Below are 15,323 nucleotides of genomic sequence, written 5' to 3'. Positions count from 1 at the left end.
TGCATAATCGACTCTTGCGGGGTTCGTCATGGATCAGTGGCACAAGTCGGCATGCATCCTCTGCGCGTGCAACTGCGGGATCGAGGTGCTCACCGAGGACCGGCTGTTCAAGCGGATCCGCGGCGACAAGGACCACGTCGCCTCCGAGGGGTACACCTGCAACAAGGCGCTGCGGCTGGAGCACTACCAGAACGGCTCGCACCGGCTGGCCTCTCCGATGCGCCGCACCGGCGACGGTGAGTACGAGCCGATCAGCTGGGACACGGCGATCGCCGAGATCGCCGACCGGCTGCGCGCCGTGCGCGACACCCACGGCGGGGACAAGATCTTCTTCTACGGCGGTGGCGGCCAGGGCAACCACCTCGGAGGCGCGTACAGCTCGGCGCTGCTGCGGGGACTGGGCTCGCGCTACCGTTCGAACGCGCTCGCGCAGGAGAAGACCGGCGAGTTCTGGGTGGACGCCCAGCTCTACAAAGGACACACCGCGGGCGACTTCGAGCACGCCGAGGTGGCTGTGTTCGTCGGCAAGAACCCGTGGCAGTCGCACGGCATCCCGCGGGCCCGAGTCGTGCTCAAGGAGATCGCTCGCGACCCGGTGCGTTCGTTGATCGTCATCGACCCGGTCCGCACCGAGACGGCCGACCTCGCCGACCTCCACCTGCGGGTCAAACCGGGGACCGACGCGTGGTGCCTGGCCGCGATGGCCGCCGTGCTCGTCCAGGAAGACCTGGTCGACCACGATTTCCTCGCCGAGCGCACCACCGGCTTCGACGACGTCGTCGACACACTGGCGCACACGAGGATCTCCGACTTCGCCGACCGCTGCGGCGTCGGCGAGGAGCTCATCGTGCGGGCCGCGAGGCGGATCGGGACAGCGGGCAGCGTGTCCGTCCTCGAGGACCTCGGCGTCCAGATGGCCCCGCACAGCACGTTGAACTCGTACGTGAACAAGCTGCTGTGGCTGCTCACCGGCAACTTCGCCAAACAGGGCGCGATGAGCGTGCACTCGTGGCTGGTGCCGTTGGCCGACCACGATCCGAAACGCGACCGCCGCACCCCGGTCACCGGCGCCCGGATCATCGCCAACCTGGTGCCGTGCAACGTGATTGCCGAAGAGATCCTGACCGACCACCCGGACCGCTTCCGCGCGATGATCATCGAATCCGCCAACCCGTCGCATTCCCTCGCCGACTCGCAGCGGTTCAACGCGGCGATGGCGGCCCTCGACCTCACTGTCGTGATCGACGTGGCGATGACCGAGACCGCCCGGCGCGCCGACTACGTCCTGCCCGCCGCGAGCCAGTTCGAGAAGTGGGAAGCCACGTTCTTCAACCTCGAGTTCCCCCGCAACACGTTCCACCTGCGCGCACCGGTCGTCGACCCGTTGCCCGGCACGCTCCCCGAAGCCGAGATCTACGCCCGGCTGGTCCGCGCACTCGGTCTCGTCACCGCCGAGGACTTGGCGCCGTTGCACGAAGCCGACGACCGGCAGACGTACGCGATGGCGATGTTCCAGGTGTTGTCGGGAAAACTCGCGCCGCTGGCACCGTTCGTGGCGTACGAGACGCTCGGCCCGAAACTGCCGGACGGCGCGGCGTCGGCCGCGGTGCTCTGGCTCGCGGCCCACAAGTGCGCGATGACGTTCCCCGACGCGGTGAAACGCGCCGGGCACGCTGACGGCGAAGCCCTGTTCGAGGCGATCCTGAGTTCGCGATCCGGCGTGCCGATCACGCTCGACGACTACGCCGGCGCCTGGCGTTACGTCGGCACGGACGACGGTCGCATCCACCTCGCGATCCCTTCTCTGCTCGACGAACTGCGCGCGCTGGACACGCCGCAGGTGTGGACGAGCGAAGAGTTCCCGTTCGTCCTGTCGGCGGGCGAGCGGCGCGCGTTCACCGCCAACACGATCATCCGCAACCCGGAGTGGCGCAGGCGCGACAAACGCGGCGCGCTGCGCGTCAGCCCGCAGGACGCGGAAGCCCTTGGCCTGCGCGACGAAGGCATGGCGCGTGTGACGACAACACGTGGTTCGGTCGAAGCGGCCGTCGAGATCAGCGACCGGATGCAACCGGGCCACGTCGCCCTGCCCAACGGTCTCGGCCTTGACTACGAACAGAAGCAGACGGGTGCGTCACCCAACGACCTGACGGACGCGGGCTGGCGCGACCCGATCGCCGGAACACCCTGGCACAAACACGTTCCAGCCAGCATCCAGGCGGTCAGCTGAGAAGCCTGCGCACCGACCCCACCGCGACCGTCAGCCCGCCTTCCCGCATGACGAAAGGCATTCCTTCCAGGATCACGACCGGGCGCAGGAGGCTGACGGTCAGGACGACGTCACGTCCAGGTGACGCCATCTCGACGCCGTCGGCGAGCCGCACCACGCCGGTGACCCGCGCGGTGTGGAAATGGAACTGCGCCTCGTAGCCGTCGAAGAACGGATGAGTCCGGCCATCGTCGAGGTAGTCCAGTACGTGCGCCGACACCTCGACCTCGGTGCACGGTCGCACACTCCTCGGCTCGGCCAGGACCATTCCGCGTTTGACGTCAGCGAGTTCGGCGCCGAGCAGCCGAAGTCCGACGATGTCTCCCGCTTCAGCGCGGTCACGCGGCTTGGCGAACACCCGGATGCTGTCGACGACGGTGTTCGTCCGCGTGCCGGTGATGCCGAGCAGGTCGACCTCGTGCCGCAGCCCGATCGTGCCGCGCTCGATCCTGCCTGTGACAACAGTTCCGCCATCGGCCAGGAAGGTGTCCTCGATCGGCATCAGGAAGGGGCTTTGTGTGTCCCTTCGCAGGTTCGGTGCGGCGGCGTCCAGCGCGTCGAGCAGTTCCCGCATCCGCTCGACCCACTGCGGCTCGCCTTCGAGGGCCTGCGACGCGGACAGCCGGATCACCGGGACTTCCTTGCCGCGAAAACCGTTCTTGCTCAGCAGATCGCGGACTTCGATCTCGACGAGGCCGACGAGGTACTCGTCGCTGGTCCCGTCGCACTTGGTCAGCGCGACGACGACGTCACGCACGCCGAGGTGTTTGACGATCCGCAGGTGCTCCCTGGTCTGCGGCATGGGGCCGTCGAGCGCGGAGACGACGAGGATCGCCACGTCCATCTGCGACGTACCGGTGATCATGTTGCGGACGTAGCCGGCGTGCCCGGGGCAGTCGATGTGCGTGTAGTGCCGGGTACGGGTCTCGTATTCGACGTGGGAGATCGGGATCGTGATCCCACGGCTGAACTCCTCCGGTGTGACGTCGAGGTCGTCGGCCGTCACCGCGGTGTTCAGCTCCGGGTGTTTGTCGTGCAGGACACGGGTGATGGCAACGGTCAGAGTCGACTTGCCGTGGCCGACGTGCCCGATCGTGCCCACGTTGATGTGCTGCTTGTCATGCGGCTTGGTGAAAGCGTTGTTGCGCGCCAACGCCAGCTGGCTGCCGAAGTGGGTGTTGTGCTGTTGTGGTGTCGGGAGCCCGCGTGCGCTGAGCCGCTCGAACAGGTGCTGGTAGACGGATTCGAGCGTGAGCAGTTCCGGCGCCGACCGCGAGCCTTCGCTGAGTACGCCGACGAGTTCTTCGGTGAACGCGGTGAAACGCGCTCCGGGCGGCGCTATCGCGGCCTGGGTCCGCGCGGTCGCCGTCAGGGTGTAGGTGCCGCTGATCTGCGTCGTGGCGACGATCGCGCTTTCCGCGTCCGACATGGACTCGATCGCGTGACCGGAGAAGCAGCAGTCCAGGATCACGACGCGGTTCCGCGCGACCGTTCGGCGCTTGTCGATGCTCGCCCTGATCCACTGGTACGGCAGGCCGGTCCACCGCTTCTGCGCGGTCCGCGTGGCAGGCAACGACAGGTAGAACTCGCCGTCGTCGTCGATCAGGCCGTGCCCGGCGTAGTAGATCAGCAGCAGGTCGTTCGCGCTGCCGGCGTACTGCTCGATGCGCTCACCGATCTGCCCGAGCGTCGCCTCGTCGTCGAGCAGCACCGTGCAGTGCTCAGGCGGTATCCCCGCACCCGCACTGCCGCACAGGAGAGCCTTCAGGTGCTCGACGTTGTTGCGCACGGCGGGCAGATCGGTCAGCTCGGGGTCGGCGAACCGGCTCGCTCCGATCAGCAGCACACGCGACTGGGGACCATCCGGCAAACGCATGCCACACCGTACGGGGCGAGCGGACTCGAACCCGCATCCTTTCGCTTACGAGTGCAGCGGGACGGTGATTTGTTTCAGCCAGGTGCGCGTGGTGAAGTCACGGGCCTTGATGACGACCGACCGGCTCGACACCTCGACCTGCAGCCCCTGGTTGAACGCGCCGCCGAGCGACACTTCACCGCCCTTGCCGTCGTCCACCCAGCCGGTCTGCACGGCGGCGGTGTTGACCACGGTGAAGCCCTCGAGGTTCCCGGTACCGGGCACGACGCGCCGCACGACCCAGTCGGACAGGTTGAGATCCCAGTGCGTGTGGCCGGAGAACAGGAACACGTCCTTGTGGCGGCCGAGAATCGACAACAGCCGATCCGGCTGCAGGTAATCGGACTTGTACAGCTTGTTGTGCGTGCCGGAGACCGTGTTGGGCAACGGGTGGTGCGTCAGGACCATCACCGGTTTGCGCCAACCGGCCCAGTACCTCAGCCGCTGCTCGAGCCACGTGAACTGCTGGTCGCTGATCCAGACTTCGTCCCACAACTTGGGGTCGTGGTACTTGGCGTAACGCTCGGTTCCCAGGCACAGCACGGGGATGCCGCCGAACGAGGTTTCCGTGTACACCGTGTTGCGGCCGGCGAAGTTGTAGAAGCTCCGGAAAAGCGAGTCCTCTGTCGTGCCGTTGGGCCAGGTTTCCTGGGCGAGGGTGTCCGGGTCCCGCCACTTGGGCACGTAGAACTCGTGGTTGCCGATCGCCCACGCCACTTTTCGCGGGCGCGGGTGCTTTCCCAGGGTCTGCCGGACTTGGGCGTACTCGAAGTCGTAGCCGCGCGGTGTGATGTCTCCGGCTATTCCCAGCCCGGCGCTTGCCGGGTTGATCGCCGCCAGGTCGTCCAGTGCCCGTCCGAAGTCCGCCAGGTCCCCCTGGATGTCGCTGATGACGTTGAACCGAACCGCCGGCCCCCAGAGCCCCTGTGCTTCCGATTGCGCCTCAGCCTGCCCGGGTACGGCGGCTGCCGCCACACCACCGGCCGCGGCCGCCATGAACACTCTGCGATCCATAACCCGAAAACTCCTTACGTTCGACGTTCCCGCGCAACGTAAGCAGCCAACCCCGAGCGACCATGGACTTCGGGCCACGTCTCCGTGTACGCCCGCTGAACCCTTCGCGTGGACGTCACCCCAGGTCTGGGGCTCGGCCCCGGCGGACAAACCCCGGCTGGGAAGAGGAGAGAACGAGTCGAGCCGGTGACGGGACTCGAACCCGTAACCTTTCGCTTACAAGGCGAGTGCTCTGCCAATTGAGCTACACCGGCGACGTTCCTGCACATCGTAAGCAGGGGGGCCAACCGTTAATCAACCCGGCTCCTGGTTGCGCTTCTGTCGTGCATCCCATGGCTAAACCTGCTTGTGACGCACACCACTGCAACACCGTTGTGCATCAGTGCGATGCCACGCGGGAAACACGCGGCAGGAGGTGTAGTGGTGGCACAGTTCGTGCCCGACGAGGCAGTGGTCAATCTTGTGCTTGACCTGGCTTTGCGGATTGGTGAGGTGCAGCTGAGCTCTGGTGCCGGGGCGTCTGATGTCACCGCGACGATCATTGCTGTCGCAAACGCTTGCGGGCTTGATCAGTGTGAGGTCGACGTGACGTTCACCTCGATCACCGCGTGCTGTCACCGTGGGCCGGAGCACGCGCCTGTCACGTCGATGCGCGTTGTGCGGTCGCGGGGGTTGGACTACACGCGGCTTGCTGCTGTCGAGCATCTCGTTCGGGACATCACCCGGTTCAGGGTGACGCCTCTCGACGCCGTCAAACGGCTTGAGCGGATCACTACGGCGAGGCATCCCTATCCGCGTTGGGTCGCGACCGCCGCTTGGGCCGGGATGGCGGCGAGTGTCACCGTTCTGCTCGGTGGTGGGCCGTTGGTGGCGTTGGTCGCCGCTGTCATCACCGCTGTCATCGACCGGATCGGGCGGGTGCTCAACCGGCGGAACCTGCCGTTCTTCTTCCAGCAGGTCATCGGTGGGGCGTTGGCCACCGGTGGCTCGCTCGCCGTTGTGTCCACCGGGTGGCTGGGGGAGTCGCCCACGCTCGTGGTCGCCGCTGCCATCACAGTCCTGCTGTCCGGGCTGAGTGTGGTTGGCGCCGTGCAGGACGCCATTACGGGCTACAACGTCACCGCCGCTGGTCGGGCCATGGAGGTCGCGTTGATGACCGCGGGCCTCATTGGCGGGGTTGTCCTCGCGCTCAACGTTGCGACCGCCGTCGGTTTGCCGAGGGTGCCAATGGCTGAGGCCTTGCCGCCGACTGCGCTGCGGTTGCCGCTGCAGGCGGTGGCTGGGGCTGCGGCGGCTGGGTGCTTCGCGCTTGCGAGCTACGCCACCATGCGCTCGCTCATGGTCGCGAGCGCTGCGGGCGCTCTCGGTGCGCTGGGCTACGGCGGGCTTGTGCTGAGCGGGGCTGGGCCGATCGTGGCTTCGGCCATCGCCGCCGCCGGGATCGGGTTCTGCGGTGGGGTGCTGGCTCGTCGGCTGCGCATCACCCCATTGGTGGTCGCCGTGTCGGGTATGACCCCCTTGTTCCCCGGGTTGACCACGTATCGCTCGCTGTACGAACTCGCCGTCGACCACACCGCCACCGGCGTGGTGACGCTCATGACGGCCCTTGGGATCGCGTTGGCGTTGGGTGCTGGTGTTGTGCTTGGCGAGTACCTGGCCCAGCCTGTTCGCAGCAGTCTCGGTAAGTTGGAACGTCGGCTCGGCGCCATCAGGCTCGTCGGTCCGGGCTGGCAGCGGCTGGAGGCTCACGACAACGTCGTCTAAGTGAGACTTACCACCTGACCGTTTGCCGGACGCGCGTAGGCGGCATTACTGACTACTGTCGTTGGTCAGTGTCATCACAAGGAGGCTCTCTCCCGGTGAACAGTGGTGCGGACTTCATTGTCGTGGCCAACCGGCTGCCGGTTGACCTCGAGCGTGCACCGGACGGCACGCAGCGCTGGAAGCACAGCCCCGGCGGGCTGGTCAGCGCGCTCGAGCCGTTCCTGCGGTCCAAGAGCGGCGCGTGGGTCGGCTGGCCGGGCGTGCCGGACGTGGACGTGGAGGAGTTCGACGACGACGGCCTGCGGCTGGTCCCGGTCACGTTGTCGGCCACCGACGTCAGCGACTACTACGAGGGCTTCTCCAACGCCACGCTGTGGCCGCTCTACCACGACGTGGTGGAGGCGCCTGTCTTCGACCGGGCGTGGTGGGACAGCTACGTGAAGGTCAACCACCGGTTCGCCGAGGCCGCTGCCGCCATCGCCGCGCCGGGCGCGACCGTGTGGGTCCAGGACTACCAGCTCCAGCTCGTCCCGTCGCTGCTGCGCGAGCAGCGGCCGGACCTGCGGATCGGCTTCTTCCTGCACATCCCGTTCCCGCCGGTCGAGCTGTTCATGCAGCTGCCGTGGCGCACGGAGATCGTGCGCGGGCTGCTCGGCGCCGACCTGGTCGGGTTCCACCGGCCGGGTGGTGCCCAGAACTTCCTGTGGCTGGCTCGCCGGTTGGTCGGTCTCGAACCGAGCCGGGCCGCGGTCGGCGTGCGCACCAGACCCGGCCTCATCCACGTCGGCGACCGGCCGGTGCGGGTCGGCGCGTTCCCCATCTCGATCGACTCGGCCGGTCTGGACGGCACGGCCCGCAAGCGGGACACCATCCAGCGCGCCCAGCAGATCCGGGCCGACCTCGGCAACCCGCGCAAGATCCTGCTCGGCGTCGACCGGCTCGACTACACGAAGGGCATCGACGTCCGGCTGCACGCGTTGCACGAGCTGCTCATCGAGGGAAGGGTCGACCCCGATGAGGTGACCATGGTCCAGCTCGCCACCCCCAGCCGCGAACGCGTCGAGCACTACCAGCGGATGCGGCAGGGCATCGAGCAGGTGGTCAGCCGGATCAACGGCGAGTTCGGCCGGGTGGGCCACCCGGTCGTGCACTACCTGCACCAGTCCGTCGACCGGCGCGAGCTGGTCGCGTTCTTCTCGGCCGCGGACGTCATGGTGGTCACGCCGGTGCGCGATGGGATGAATCTCGTGTGCAAGGAGTACGTGGCATGCAGGCACGACCTGGGCGGCTCACTCGTGCTCAGCGAGTTCGCCGGCGCGGCGGCCGAGCTCACCAGCGCGTTCCTGGTCAACCCACATGATCTTGACGGGGTGAAGAACGCGCTGCATGCGGCCCTTACGATCGACCCAGCGGAGGGTCGCCGTAGGATGCGCGCTCTGCGACGCCAGGTCCTCACCCACGACGTCGACCGTTGGGCACGGTCGTTCCTCGAGGCTCTGGGGTCACAGGGGTTGAACTGAATCAGTTCAGATCGTAACTTCACCGAATAGTGGCAATGGCTGCCACGCTGGAGCACGAGGAGAAGGCGTGACTGCCGAGGCTCTCCCCGCCGAATTGAGGCGGGCGATCGTTCAGCTCGCACGCACCCCCCGCCTGTTGGTGGCGTGCGACTACGACGGGACGCTTGCACCGATCGTCGAAGACCCGGAAACAGCCCGGCCCCAGCCGGAATCCGTGCACGCGTTGCGTGCGCTGGCCGGACTGCACGAGACCACCACCGCGGTGATCTCCGGCCGCGCGCTGCGCGACCTCGCGACGATGTCCCGGCTGCCCGCCGAGGTCCACCTCGTCGGCAGCCACGGATCCGAGTTCGACATCGGCTTCGTGCACTCGCTCAACGGACCGGCGCGGGAACTGCACGCCAGGGTCGAGACCGAGCTCGAGCGGCTGGTCGACGGCGCCGAAGGCGTGCACCTCGAGGTCAAGCCCGCCAGCATCGCCGTGCACTACCGGCGGGCCGAGCAGGCTGTCGCCGACCACGTCGCGGAGGTCGTCCGCACCGGGCCGTGCACGTGGGACGGCGTCCAGGTCACGGAGGGCAAGGCGGTGATCGAACTCGCCGTCGTGCAGACCGACAAGGGCCACGCCCTCGACGTGCTGCGCCACCAGATCGGCGCGACGGCCGCGATCTTCGTCGGCGACGACGTGACCGACGAGAAGGCGTTCGCCCGGCTGTCCGGTCCGGACCTCGGCGTCAAGGTCGGCGGCGGCGAGACGCTCGCCCAGTTCCGCATCGACGACACCCCAGCGGTCGCGACGATGCTCGCCTTCCTGCTGGAGGAGCGGCGCAACTGGCTGTACGGCGAGCAGGCCACCCCGATCGAGCGGCTGACCATGCTGGCCAACGAGCGCTCCGTCGCGTTGCTGACGCCGGAAGCCCGCGTCACCTGGCTGTGCCACCCGGAGCCGGACTCGGCGGCGGTGTTCGCCGACCTGCTCGGCGGCCCCAGCGCCGGGCACCTGTCGGTCACGCCGGAGCGCGGCGGCCTGCCACTGGGCCAGCGCTACCTGCCCGGCACGATGACCGTGGAGACCCGCTGGTCGGGCCTGCTGGTCACGGACTACCTCGAGCACTACGCCCAGCCGCACCGCACGGACCTGATCCGCACGATCTCCGGCAGCAGCCGCGCGGTCGTGGAGTTCGCGCCGCGGCCGGAGTTCGGCCAGGTGCCGGTCAAGCTGGTGCGCAACGAGAACGGCCTGCGCGTGGTCGGCACGTCCGACCCGATGGCGCTGCACTCCCCCGGCGTGGACTGGGAGATCAGCTCGGACGGCATGCACGACACCGCCCGCGCGATCGTCAGCCCGAACGGCGAGTCGGTCCTGCTGGAACTGCGGTGCGGCACGGACGACCTCGCACCGGACCCGATCCCGGAGGCCGAGCGCAAGAAGCGCGCCAACCTGTACTGGACGGAATGGCTGGAGTCGCTGAAGTTCCCCGAGGTCGAGCGGGAACTGGTGGTCCGGTCGGCGCTGACGCTGCGTGGCCTGTGCCACAGCGAGACCGGCGGCATCATGGCGGCCGCGACGACCTCGCTGCCGGAGGAGATCGGCGGCGTCCGCAACTGGGACTACCGCTACTGCTGGCTGCGTGACGGCGCGCTGACCGCGAAAGCGTTGGTGTCGCTGGGTTCCACCACCGAGGCGGAAGCGTTCCTGAACTGGGTGCACGGTGTGCTGGCCACCGTGCCCGGCCCGGAGCGGCTGCACCCGCTGTACACGCTGGCGGGCACGGGTCTCGGCCCCGAGGCCGTGATCGACACCCTGCCGGGGTATGCGGGCTCCCGGCCGGTGCGCGTCGGAAACCTTGCCAACCAGCAGGTTCAGCTCGACGTGTTCGGCCCGGTGGTCGATCTGGTCGCGGCGCTGTCGCTGGCGCGGGGCAAGCTCACCGACGACGACTGGAAGATGACCAACGCGATGGCCGAGGCCGTCGCGCGCCGGTGGGAGGAGCCGGACCACGGCATCTGGGAGGAGCGGCACCGCCCGCGCCACCACGTGTACTCCAAGGTGATGTGCTGGCTGACCATCGACCGGGCCATCACGCTCGCGGAGACCTACGGCCGCACGCCGAGCCCGGAGTGGCACCCGCTGCGCGACAAGATCGCGCAGGACATCGTGACCAAGGGCTGGAACGACGAGGTCAAGTCGTTCACGACCGCCTACGACGGCACGGACCTGGACGCGGCGTCGCTGTTCGTCGGCCTGTCCGGCCTGATCGACCCGTCCGACGAGCGGTTCGCGTCCACGGTCACGGCGATCGAGGCCGAGCTGCGCAGCGGGTCCACTGTGTACCGCTACCACCGCGACGACGGCTTGCCGGGCAACGAAGGCGGTTTCCACCTGTGCGCCGCGTGGATGATCGAGGCGTACCTGCTGTGCGGCCGCCGGACCGAGGCCGAGGACCTGTTCGCGCAGATGGTGGACTGCGCCGGGCCGACCGGTCTGCTGCCGGAGGAGTACGACCCGATCGCTGAGCGCTCGCTGGGCAACCACCCGCAGGCGTACAGCCACCTCGGGCTGATCCGCTGCGCGCAGCTGCTGAGTGCTCACTGAGGGCGTGAACGCGCGGGCTGCCCGCTGGCAATAGTCGGTGTGAGCACTTTGACCGACACCGAAGCCGGTGGGCAGCCGCCCCCGGGCCGGGACCGGCCCGACTTGAGCGGGCCCGATCCCGGCCGGGTCTTTGGGTGGCTGTTCGACACCCACGCCGCCGCGTTGCGGCACTACCTCGTCCGCCGCGTAGGCGAAACGGCCGCGGACGACCTCGTCAGCGAGACGTTCGTGGTCGCGCTGCACCAGCGGCACCGCTACGACCCGCAGCGCGCGGCCGTGCGGTCCTGGCTGTACGGGATCGCCACGAACCTGATGCGGCGCCACGTACGCGACGAAACCCGTCAGCTGAAGGCGCATTCCGCCGAAACCCCCGTCGACGGGCACGCGAACCGCGTCGCCGAACGCGTCGACGCGCAGGCCGCCGCGCAGCGACTCGCGGGCGCGCTGACGAAACTCTCCCCCGGCGACCGGGATGTCCTGCTGTTGATCTCCTGGGCGGGCCTGGACACCACCGAAGTCGCCGAAGCACTCGACATCCCCGCGGGCACCGTGCGTTCACGGCTGCACCGCGTCCGCAAGCAACTGCGCAAGGGCGGTGAAGCATGAGCGAGAACGTGCACGAGGTGTGGTCGGACGATGAGCTCGACCGTGCGCTGGCGACGTTGAACGCCGAGGTACCACCCGGTGATGTGGCGCTCGCCAAGGCAAGGGCCGAACTGATGGGCGCGTCGGGGGCGCCGCAGGCTGTTCGGCAGCCCAAGGCGCGGCGGCATTGGGGTAGGTGGGCAGCTGCGGTGGCCGTCATCGCGGCCTCCTTCACGGCCCTGCAGGTGGTTCCTTTCGGTGACGAGCCGTCCTTGCCCACCGCAGCGGCAGGGGAGCTGCTCACCCGCGCCGCCGACAAGATCGGCGCGTCGGACCCGGTGGTCGGGCCGGGCCAGTACCTGTACATCGAGGAACACGACTGGGGCGGAATGGGTGCCTTGCACCCGTCCGACCCGGCCAAGGGCTGGTTCTACCTGGACGAGCGCTTCAACGAGAAGTGGGTTCCCGCGGACCGCACCCAGGAATGGTTGTGGCGCAAGCGGGAAACGGGCAACCGCAAGTGGATCGTCGGTGGCCCCAACCAGGTGCCGCCGATGCCGGGGTCCCCGATGCCGGACCGGCGGGCCAGGTGCGGCGACTTCATCATCAGGCAGAGCGAGAAGCCGTGCGAGGGGCCGGGTAGCTGGTACCGGCCGACCCCCGAGTTCCTCGCCTCGCTGCCCACCGACCCCCGCCAGCTCCACGACCTGATCCGCAAGGAAGTCTCGTCCCGCTCCCACCCGCCCGAGATGGCCGCGGAGTTCACCATGACGGGGATGCTCCAGCAGGTACTGGACCTGGCCAAACCCGGAGTGGCACCGGCGGACATCCGCGCCAACCTGTACCGCGCGCTGGCTCTGACCCCTGGTCTGGTGATCAGCGACCGTGACGCGGTCAACCTGGACGGACGCAAGGGTGTCGCTCTCGGGCTCGAGGCTGAGGGCGTCAGGTGGGAGATGATCGTCGATCCGGAGACCGGGCAGTACATCGGCAGCAGGCAGACCCAGCTCGAGGCGAATTCTCAGCGAGTGCCGGTCGGCACGGTGACCTCCACGGCCGTGAGGATCGGCGTGGTCGCGAACATGGGTGACAAACCGCGCAGTTGAATCGATACAACTGGTGATGTACCCGGGTCCGCACGCCTGTCGGGGGCGTGCGGACCTTTCGTTCACCCCTGTCGGAACGGTTTCGGTGGCTGCGGGCGATAGCCGTTGGCCTGCCTGATCGCCGACGGGTCGGCGCAGGCAGGCACCGAGACCGCACCGGCGTGGAACGTGACGAGCTCGATGGGCCAACTAGCCGCTGCGCTTGGACAGCGTGTCCACCAGTGTCCGCAGGTCGGGGACGACGGTCGCCTTGATCTCCGCGGACAGCCGCCCGGAGTCCGGCGGGATCAGCGCGCGTTTGAAGCCGAGCCTCGCCGCCTCGGCCAGCCGCCTGCCGACGCTGCCGACCCGGCGGACCTCGCCGGCCAGGCCGACCTCACCGATGATGACCATGTCGTTGGGCAGCGGGATGTCGAGCTTGGCGCTGGCGACCGCCATGGCCAGGGCGAGGTCACCGGCGGGCTCGATGATCCGCATGCCGCCGACGGTCGCGGTGAACACGTCGGACTTGCCCAGCGGCAGGCTGGCCCGCCGCTCGAGCACAGCGAGCACCTTGGCCACTCTCGACGCCTCGAGGCCGTTGACCGCGCGCCTGGGCATCGGCGCCTCCGTGCTGGACACGAGCGCCTGGACCTCGCCGAGCAGGGCCCGTTTGCCCTCGGTGATCACGGTCACCGCCGTGCCCGGGACGCCTTCGACCCGGTTGCTCATGAAGATCCCGGACGGGTCGGGCACCCCGACGATGCCTTCCTCGACCATCTCGAAGCAGCCGACCTCGTCGGCTGGCCCGAACCGGTTCTTCACCCCGCGCACCAGCCGCAGCGACGAGTACTTGTCGCCCTCGAAGTGCAGGACGACGTCCACGAGGTGTTCCAGCACCCGCGGGCCGGCGACCGAACCCTCCTTGGTGACGTGCCCGACGAGGATCACGGGGAGGCTGCGTTCCTTCGCCAGCGCGACCAGGGCGGCGGTGACAGCCCTGACCTGGGTGACGCCGCCCGCGGAGCTCTCCACGGCAGGCGACGACATGGTCTGCACGGAGTCGATCACCAGCATGGACGGCTTCACGGCGTCGACGTGCCCGATGACGGTCGCCAGGTCGCTCTCGGAGGCCAGGAACATCTCGCCGTGCACGTTCCCGGTCCGCTCGGCGCGCAGCCGCACCTGGCCCGCGGACTCCTCGCCGGTGATGTACAGCGCGCGGCCCGGCGAATCGTCCCTGGCCACCCACTGGTGGGCGACCTCCAGCAGCAGGGTCGACTTGCCGACCCCGGGTTCACCCGCCAGCAGCACCACGGCCCCGGGCACCAGTCCCCCGCCGAGGACGCGGTCGAGCTCGGGCACGCCCGTCTTCTGCGCACGCGCGGACTCGACGTCGACCTCGGCTATCGGCCGGGCGGGCGAGGACGGAGCACCGGCGACGACCTTGGCCAACGCGGGTCTGGCCGCGGCGACCTCCTCGATCGTGCCCCAGGCCTGGCACTCGGGGCACCGCCCGAACCACTTGGCGACGACGACGCCGCACTCACCACACCGATACGCGGGACCCGACTTCTTGACCACGCGCCGAACCTAGCCCTGCCCACCGACAATCCACCGCACCGGCACCTCGCACGAACGAAACGCCCGGCACCACGCGGGTGCCGGGCGTTTCGAGGAACTCGGTGCGGCCTTGCTCAGTGCCCTCCACCGCCACCTGCGGGCGTGCGGGGCGTCGTCGGCACGGCGACCGGCACCAGGATGGTCACCGAACCGCTCTTGAACGTGAAGGTGATCTCGAAGCTCTTGCCCGACCGGATCTCCTCGGTCAGCCCGCTCAGCACGATCGTCGCCTTGCCGATCTCGATCGCCTTCGACGAGGTGGTGGCCGGCCGGGACGTGGTCGTCGCGGTACCCGAGGCGGCACCCGAGGTCGCGGCGCCGGACGGGGCACCCGAGGTGGCCGAGCCCGACGGGGCACCGGTGGTGGTCGTCGGCGCGGACGACGAGGAAGCAGAAGGCGAGGAGCTCACGCCGCCGGCGGGCACCTCGAGGATCAGCGACCGGCCGGCGGCCAGCTTCTTGTCCCCGGTGATCCGGGCCTGGCCGACGGGGGTGGTCACCGAGACGAGCTCGTCGTCGCTCTGCGCGCTGTTGACCAGCGTGCCGGTCAGCGCCGCGCTCGCGCCCTTCTCGTACACGCCGTGGTCCGGGTAGGCGAACTGGACGTCGCGGACGGCCACGAGGCCGACGTTGCCCCCGCCGCCGTTCACCGCGGGTTCCATACCGGCGGTCTGCGAGATCTGGCCTGCGCTGCACCCCGCGAGCGCGAGCGCGACCCCTACCGCCGCGGTGGCGAAGCGCAGGCTGTGCCGTTGACGACTCACGTTGCCGGTCCCTCCTGGTGAAAACGCGTCTGCCGGAAGGGTATCCGGCGCGCACCGCGGGCTCGCGGGCGCCTCGGCGAGATGATGTCCACAAAGGATCCGGCAGTATCCCACCAAGATCGTTAATTGTCACTTCGATGCATGGGGAGACGTATTTTGTCAACCCCCAGCCGGTCCATCCTCGACCC

General features: G+C 68.7%; 10 protein-coding genes, 1 tRNA gene and 1 pseudogene. 6 read left to right on the top strand and 6 right to left on the bottom strand.

Going from position 1 to position 15,323, the window contains the following annotated elements; genetic code table 11:
* Positions 1-28: 28 nt before the first annotated feature.
* On the top strand, positions 29-2,230 hold the full coding sequence (locus tag AOZ06_RS02475; RefSeq protein ID WP_054287911.1) for a molybdopterin-dependent oxidoreductase: 2,202 nt from the start codon (positions 29-31) through the stop codon (positions 2,228-2,230).
* On the opposite strand, the gene AOZ06_RS59520 is transcribed toward AOZ06_RS02475, so the two are convergent.
* The 4 genes and pseudogenes from AOZ06_RS59520 to AOZ06_RS02460 form a co-directional block, all read right to left on the bottom strand.
* Complete coding sequence (locus AOZ06_RS59520; protein WP_225954238.1) at positions 2,223-3,422, bottom strand: elongation factor Tu; 1,200 nt, start codon at positions 3,420-3,422, stop codon at positions 2,223-2,225. The two genes, AOZ06_RS02475 and AOZ06_RS59520, sit on opposite strands and share 8 nt — an antisense overlap.
* A gap of 66 nt (positions 3,423-3,488) precedes the next feature.
* A pseudogene (locus tag AOZ06_RS59515) lies at positions 3,489-4,145 on the bottom strand (caspase family protein); the annotation flags it as partial.
* 45 nt (positions 4,146-4,190) lie between these two features.
* The gene (locus tag AOZ06_RS02465; protein WP_225953096.1) at positions 4,191-5,198 is read right to left on the bottom strand and encodes a metallophosphoesterase family protein; all 1,008 of its coding nucleotides are present in this window, start codon (positions 5,196-5,198) and stop codon (positions 4,191-4,193) included.
* A gap of 181 nt (positions 5,199-5,379) precedes the next feature.
* A tRNA-Thr gene (locus tag AOZ06_RS02460) sits at positions 5,380-5,452 on the bottom strand.
* A gap of 133 nt (positions 5,453-5,585) precedes the next feature.
* On the opposite strand from AOZ06_RS02460, the gene AOZ06_RS02455 reads away from it, so the two are divergent.
* From AOZ06_RS02455 to AOZ06_RS02435, 5 genes are all read left to right on the top strand, one after another.
* On the top strand, positions 5,586-6,962 hold the full coding sequence (locus tag AOZ06_RS02455) for a threonine/serine exporter family protein (RefSeq protein ID WP_083471461.1): 1,377 nt from the start codon (positions 5,586-5,588) through the stop codon (positions 6,960-6,962).
* 95 nt (positions 6,963-7,057) lie between these two features.
* Positions 7,058-8,482, top strand: a complete 1,425-nt coding sequence (locus tag AOZ06_RS02450; RefSeq protein ID WP_236952048.1) for an alpha,alpha-trehalose-phosphate synthase (UDP-forming) — start codon at positions 7,058-7,060, stop codon at positions 8,480-8,482.
* A gap of 67 nt (positions 8,483-8,549) precedes the next feature.
* The gene (otsB, locus tag AOZ06_RS02445) at positions 8,550-11,078 is read left to right on the top strand and encodes a trehalose-phosphatase (protein ID WP_054287908.1); all 2,529 of its coding nucleotides are present in this window, start codon (positions 8,550-8,552) and stop codon (positions 11,076-11,078) included.
* 39 nt (positions 11,079-11,117) lie between these two features.
* A complete protein-coding gene (locus tag AOZ06_RS02440) occupies positions 11,118-11,684 on the top strand; it encodes an RNA polymerase sigma factor (RefSeq protein WP_179950802.1) in 567 nt (188 codons plus the stop codon).
* A complete protein-coding gene (locus AOZ06_RS02435) occupies positions 11,681-12,769 on the top strand; it encodes a CU044_5270 family protein (RefSeq protein ID WP_054287906.1) in 1,089 nt (362 codons plus the stop codon). The genes AOZ06_RS02440 and AOZ06_RS02435 overlap by 4 nt, the downstream gene beginning before the upstream one ends.
* Positions 12,770-12,958: 189 nt before the next feature.
* On the opposite strand, the gene radA is transcribed toward AOZ06_RS02435, so the two are convergent.
* Positions 12,959-14,332, bottom strand: a complete 1,374-nt coding sequence (gene radA, locus AOZ06_RS02430) for a DNA repair protein RadA (protein WP_054287905.1) — start codon at positions 14,330-14,332, stop codon at positions 12,959-12,961.
* 113 nt (positions 14,333-14,445) lie between these two features.
* Positions 14,446-15,135 (bottom strand): hypothetical protein, encoded by a 690-nt coding sequence (locus tag AOZ06_RS02425; protein ID WP_054287904.1) that lies wholly within the window; start codon positions 15,133-15,135, stop codon positions 14,446-14,448.
* Positions 15,136-15,323 lie beyond the last annotated feature (188 nt).

The sequence above is a fragment of the Kibdelosporangium phytohabitans genome, from assembly GCF_001302585.1.
GTDB lineage: Bacteria > Actinomycetota > Actinomycetes > Mycobacteriales > Pseudonocardiaceae > Kibdelosporangium > Kibdelosporangium phytohabitans.
The sequence above is the reverse complement of the archived record's forward strand: the minus strand, read 5'-3'. Positions and strand labels throughout refer to the sequence as shown.